This is a genomic window from Mucilaginibacter antarcticus (genome assembly GCF_042686155.1).
Classification (GTDB): Bacteria; Bacteroidota; Bacteroidia; order Sphingobacteriales; family Sphingobacteriaceae; genus Mucilaginibacter; species Mucilaginibacter antarcticus.
In genome coordinates, this window is the sequence record NZ_JBHUON010000043.1 from 1 (window position 1) to 6,462 (window position 6,462).

Genomic DNA, 6,462 nt, shown 5'->3' on the forward strand with positions numbered 1-6,462 from the left:
CGTAATTGTGTAAACCTATTTTAGTACTAACTTTAAAGTGTAAACTAACACCAGTATTAACAACCAATAGTGTAAACTTTTTTCAGGACGGGTCATTGTCCTGAAATAGATTTACACTGTTTCATGACATCTGATTCACTACTTTAATGGCCGTCAAGCGAAAAACAAATTAACTAGTTAATTTATAACCTGTTAGCGCCACAACTTTAAAGTATCACTACTGTTGCAAACTGTTTCACTCATTATTGTAATTAGGTTATAATGAGCGCCTTAAAAAAAATACTGTTTCAACTGTTTCATATTTTTTGAAACAGTTGAAACAGTATAAAATGCCGATAATGATCTCTTATCACGTTCGTATAGCTATCAAATCGCTAGCCGCTTTATTTCGTCGCAATCGTAATGTTACCACCTGCTTTAAACAGCTCATCATGCGATACGAAGTAGCCGTTATTGGTTTTACCGTTAACCTTGATTGATGTAATGGCCCTCCCCTTACCCGGTTTGCTTATGGTAATGGTTTTGCCGCTGCTGGTGCGCCACTTAACCTCGTCAAACAATGGCGCCGTCACGATGTAGTTTGAATCGGTAGCAGAGAACGGGTATAAGCCTATGGCACTAAAAACATACCATGCCGACATCTCGCCCGCGTCGTCCATACCGGCCAGTTGACGGTTACCTTCGGTAATACCGTAAAGATTGTTTAGAATGTTGTCCAGCACCTTCTGCGTCTTCTCAGGCTTGCCTATAAAGGTATAAGCAAACGGCGCCTCATGATCGGGCTGGTTGCCCTGGCAGTACTGGCCGATGAAGGTCTCAATATTACGGGCAATATACTTAGGGTTCCAAGGCACACTGAATAATGAATCGAGCTTCCCTTCAAACTTCTTGGGGCCGCCATATAGCGCTATCAAGCCCGGCATATCATGCGGTACGAAGAACGACACCTGCCAGGCATTAGCCTCGCGGAACATATACTCATAATAAGGATATTGTGGGTCAAAATTCTTGATAAAGCTACCATCCTCCAGCTTACCACGCATAAAGTTAGTCGATTGGTCGAACACGTTCTTATAGTTTTTAGAGCGTGCCATCAGGATCTTGTAATTCGCATCGTCCCCTAGTTTTTTAGCTAGTTGTGCTACCGAGTAGTCGTCATAGGCATACTCTAAGGTCTTCGATACGCCGGCGGTGCCTTTAGTCTCCACTTTAGGCGTGGCTATGTCCGGATCAGGGATGTAACCTTTCTCTAGATATGGCGCAAGGAACTGCCTGCCACCACGCCCGTTTGTTGAAGGTACATTAGCGTTATGCAGCAGGAGCTGGTAGGTACCCTTAACATCAAAGTTATCGATACCCCTCAGGTAGGCTCCTACAATAGACGAAGCACCATGGTCGCCGTGGAAAAAAGTAGGGATATAACCGGTCTTGTCGCCTACATCTTTCATTGATTTGATCACATCGAGCGTAACATCCGGTGTTATCAGGCCCAATAACACATCCTTATTACGATACGTATCCCAAAGCGATGGCTCTGTATAGTATCTAAAAGCCGCCTTCTCAGTCTGACGACGCGCATTGCGGTATTCACCATTCACATCACTCCGCAAAGCAGGCCAAAGGAAAGAGCGGTAAAACGATGAGTAAAACATTTCTCGGTTGCGGGCCGTGCCGCCCTTAACATCGATAGATGATAAAAGGGTTTCCCAAGTTTTGTCAGCTGAGGCACGCACAGCATCGAAGGTCTTGCCTGCAAGCTCTGTCTCTAAGTTCTGCTTAGCGTTGGCAATGCTAACAAAAGACAAACCAATCTTCAACTCAACCGGGCCTGTGCTGCCATCGGCCAGGTGTATAATTGCGTTTCCGGTGCTCTGGCCCTCGTCCTTTTTATCAAGGCTGGCTATTTTGGTGTTGATAGTAGCATAAAAGTAAATACCCTCCCCACCCTGAAAGCCCTGCACCGCGTTGTCGCCATCTTGAGCTATACTCCAACTATTAGCGCGGCTCAGCGCTTTTGAGAGATCGAAAAGGATCTGGCGGTCCTTGTTATCTTTATACTCGTACTTGTGATAACCGCAACGCAGAGTTGAGGTTAGGCTAACCTTTACCCCATAATCATCTAAGTAAACCTGGTAAAAGCCTGGTGATGAGCTCTCGCTTTTATGTTGAAACCTAGAGCCAAACCTGGAGCCCGGTTTTGACATAGGCAAGATAGGGATATTACCTAAGTTCCAGTGACCTTTATTAGTGTGCGTGAATGATACAATGGATGAATCTTCGTACTCATATCCCGCCCCTGCTGGCTGGTACTTTGTCATAGGGCTAAGCTGCACCATAGCGTTAGGTAAAGAACTACCCGGAAAGGTTAAGCCAGACCAGGGGCGCCAATTGCGGGGCGCCTTGTAGCCTAAAACTTCGGGGTCGGCAACCGCCTCGGTGCCTACAAAGGTGTTAACTAATTTAGTATGCGCCGAGGTTTGCGCCTTGCTGGCAGTTGCTGCCAGTAAAACAACCGTAGCCGCACTTAAAATGGTTTTGATTGGGGTTCTCATCATCATATAATATTGGTGAATCAAATATATATAAACAGGCTACCCAAGGGTTAATGTGTTAATATTGTTACCTGCAAAGATGTTACGGTTTAACCAGTGGCCAACCGTTTTCCCAGTTAAGTTTATCAATGCCTAAACGCTCAAAAGTTGTGGTGTAAGAATGATAGGCCAAGTAATCATTACCATCAAACGTATGTACCGAATTATGACCACGGGCATAAACGGTTTTGTTTAAGCCAACATCACCTCCCCTAACTAAGGTACCTCCGCCTTTAGCCAAATCAACGCCATATTTATCCAGATAAGGGCCGGTAATCTTTTCCGATCGCCCTACCCTAATGTTATACGTGCTGTTAACGCCCGAGCAGCAGCTATCCCATGATATAAACAGGTAATAAAATGCGCCTTTCTTAAATATGTATGGAGCTTCTAACGCGCCGTTGCCTGGTTCGGCATCTTTATATTTAAAATCGCGCGGTCGGGCGGCTATGGTGTACCATTCTTGTGGTTCGGCCGGCGTCTTAAAGTCGGGGTTAAGCTTAACCAGCTTCAGGCCATTCCAGTGCGAACCAAAGCTCAGTCAACCAGTGCCATTTTCGTCAACTGCCAGGTTAGGGTCAATGGCGTTCCAATCATCTCTACCCGTTACCGATTGCAGCACCATGCCGCCATCTTCCCATTGATAGTCTTTGGAGTTGGGGTCGAGGGTTTTGTTGGTAGCAACGCCAACTATAGAGGTGTTTTTGCCAAATATAGATGTCGCGTAATACAAATACCATAAGCCATTATGAAAGCTCAGATCGGGCGCCCAAAAGCCTAATCCCTTAAAACTTGGCAGTTTTTGCACTACCCATAATGGCGCTACGCTAAATACTGACGGTTCTTTCGTCCAGCTTTTCATGTCTTTAGATGACCATACTTGTATGCCGCCCCCGGTAAAATAACAGTAAAAGGTATCGCCCTCTTTAGCCAGGCATGGGTCGCGCACACCAGGATCAGTAGTGATATCGCCAACTTGAAAACGGCCCCTGGCCCCGCCATTTGCATTGCTGTTAGGTTGCTGCGCAAGCGCATTGATGGCACAAGCAAGCAATAGAGTAATGATAAGTTTAGCTTTCATATCAACGAAAAAATAAAATCCGTATATGGTTTATAAAAGTTAGCGATGCGCTAAATATTAGGTTAATTATAGTATTACTGGTAATTATAGATAAATTTAGCTGTAATATTTACAATACCTAATGCAAATCTATTTTCATGAACAAAGCAATATTATTATTTGCCACAATCGGGATATCACTATGTTTTATCGTAGCGGATAGTAAGGCTCAAAAAAGAGTTACGCCTGTAGTGAAAGACGTTTTATCGCCTGCGCAAAACATATCGCTGTCGGGCTATCTAGCCGAGAAACTAAGCGGTGACCTAAATAACCGGATACTGGCACAGGATGCAGACCGTTTGATAGATGCTTTTAAACCCGAGAAACGTACCGAAACCCGCTTGTGGCAAACGGAGTTTTGGGGTAAATGGTTTACATCGGCCGTATTGGCCTATAAATATCAACCCAGCGAGAGATTGAAATTAGTGCTAGACCACGCAGTTACGGGCTTGCTTGCGCAACAGTCACCTGATGGCTACATCGGCAATTACGCTCCAAACCACCGCCTTGAAGAATGGGACATCTGGGGACGCAAGTACTGCATGTTAGGGTTGCTGGCTTATTATAGTGTCACCAAAGACAAAAAAAGCCTTACAGGCGCTATGCGTGTAGCTGATAATTTGATGGATGACCTGAAAAAGCAGGACGGAATCATCGTAACTAAAGGCAATTATCGCGGTATGGCAGCAGCATCTGTGTTAGAGCCGATATGCCTATTATATAATCAAACCAGCAATAAAAAATATCTGGACTTTGCCTTAGAAATCGTCCGCCAATGGGAAACACCCGAAGGCCCGCAACTTATCAGCAAAGCCAATACAAACGTAGGGCAGCGTTTTGAAAAACCTAAAAACTGGTACAGCCCGGAGCAGGGACAGAAGGCCTATGAAATGATGTCGTGTTATGAGGGATTGCTCGAACTTTACCGCATCACCGGAAATGAAACTTACAAAAAAGCGGTAATAGCTACATGGACAAATATCAAGGAAACAGAGATAAATATAGCAGGCTCAGGCGCTTCGACAGAGATGTGGTTTAGCGGCAAGCCGATAGAGAACCTGCCTATTAACCATTATCAGGAAGTATGCGTTACCGTAACCTGGCTAAAACTAAGCAGCCAGTTATTGCGCTTAACAGGCGAAGCGAAGTATGCCGATGAGGCGGAGAAAACCTACTACAATGCACTATTGGGATCGTTAAGCAATAACGGGGCAACCTGGGCCAAATATACACCACTTAACGGCCAGCGCTTGCCCGGCAGCGAGCAATGTGGCATGGGGCTCAATTGTTGTGAAGCAAGTGGCCCGCGTGGATTGTTTCTTTATCCACTGCAAACGGTTATGGAACGTAAGGAAGGTGTACAGGTAAACTATTTTGCAGAAGGCACATTTAAATTTAAAACGCTTAAAGCACAGGTGGCCACATTAAAACAAACCACTACTTACCCCAGATCAGGTGTGATAGAGATGGTAATCGACATGCCGAAAGCTGAGAATTTTGAGATTTTTTTACGAATACCTCAATATAGCAAAGCAACCAAGCTAGCCGTAAATGGGCAAGTTATAAATGACGTACAGCGAGGCAGCTACGCTAAAATAAGCCGGGTTTGGAAAACTGGCGATAAAATAACGCTTGAATTAGACATGCGTGGCCACGTAGTTAACACGGGGAGCACCGCAGCCAGCGCGGCTATAATTAGGGGACCGATAGTGTTGGCGCGCGATAGCCGATTTGCTGGCGCAGCTATTACTACGATGATGAAACCTTATGCGGATAAAGATGGCTACATCAATTTAACGGAGGTTAAAAATACAACCGGGGATAATATCTTGATGTTATACAGAGCCACTTTTGTGCCTGAGGCGTATACAGAAAAAGGTGCGGCAGGCGCAAAGTTAATTTTATGCGACTATGCATCAGCGGGTAATGGTAAACTAAGTTCATCGTTTCAGGTGTGGATGCCACAACTTATAAAACCGGCGGAGAAATAATCTAAACGAAAAACCCTCTGAACTTTCAATTCAGAGGGTTTTGATACTTGGTATCGCTTTGTTGTCGGGATGGCAGGATGCATCCAAAACGCTCTAATGCATTCATTATCAAATACTTTGATTACACCTTGTAGACGAGGGTGTGATTTAGGGCATTTTCTGAAACTTCTAAGGAACTATTGCGCAATTGCTGGCTTTTTATTTGCTGTCAATGCTTATCAAAAATACTGATAAAAAAAGGTTTTATAGTAATCCATTTTTAAATATTATTCGACGGTTGTTCAATCAAAATAAATCTACATTAATCAACTCTTGCATAATTGTTTCTTAATTTTAGATTTGATCTAAACCCGTTTCAAAATCAGCATTCAAATCGAAATACTGAACATCATATAAGGCTTCTATTTTATAGGATATGGTTTTAGGGATATGGTCTTCGCTAATTTGATCATCTAAGCTTGCAAAAGTTTCGAACTTGTTATTGATGGATATATCATTAAACGTTTGAATAAAGATATTGATATTGGTAAGAAGCTTCACAATTTGATTTACTTCAATGGATTGGCTCAGATAAGGATAAAAGACATGTATCTTGTTGCTAAACTCAATTGCTTGCTTTTCAATTAGTCTACGATAACTTAAAGAGTTAATTCGATCTATACGTTGATATTCCGGGGATGTTGACCACCTGATTCCGTGGCAAAGTGACCATGCAATTAGCTGGCGAACGATAGCAGCGAGAGCTGTAAAAGTGTTTTCA

General features: G+C 43.7%; 3 protein-coding genes and 1 pseudogene. 1 reads left to right on the top strand and 3 read right to left on the bottom strand.

Going from position 1 to position 6,462, the window contains the following annotated elements; genetic code table 11:
* Nucleotides 1–383: 383 nt before the first annotated feature.
* On the bottom strand, nt 384–2,555 hold the full coding sequence (locus tag ACFSYC_RS19500) for a GH92 family glycosyl hydrolase (protein WP_377130547.1): 2,172 nt from the start codon (nt 2,553–2,555) through the stop codon (nt 384–386).
* A 79-nt stretch (nt 2,556–2,634) separates the two neighbouring features.
* Nucleotides 2,635–3,672 (bottom strand): annotated as a pseudogene (locus ACFSYC_RS19505) (family 43 glycosylhydrolase).
* A 137-nt stretch (nt 3,673–3,809) separates the two neighbouring features.
* Between ACFSYC_RS19505 and ACFSYC_RS19510 the strand changes: the two are divergent.
* Complete coding sequence (locus tag ACFSYC_RS19510; RefSeq protein ID WP_377130548.1) at nt 3,810–5,702, top strand: beta-L-arabinofuranosidase domain-containing protein; 1,893 nt, start codon at nt 3,810–3,812, stop codon at nt 5,700–5,702.
* Between the two features lie 333 nt (nt 5,703–6,035).
* Here the strand turns inward: ACFSYC_RS19510 and ACFSYC_RS19515 are convergent.
* A partial coding sequence (locus ACFSYC_RS19515; protein ID WP_377130549.1) for a hypothetical protein occupies nt 6,036–6,462 on the bottom strand: 427 nt, incomplete at its 5' end.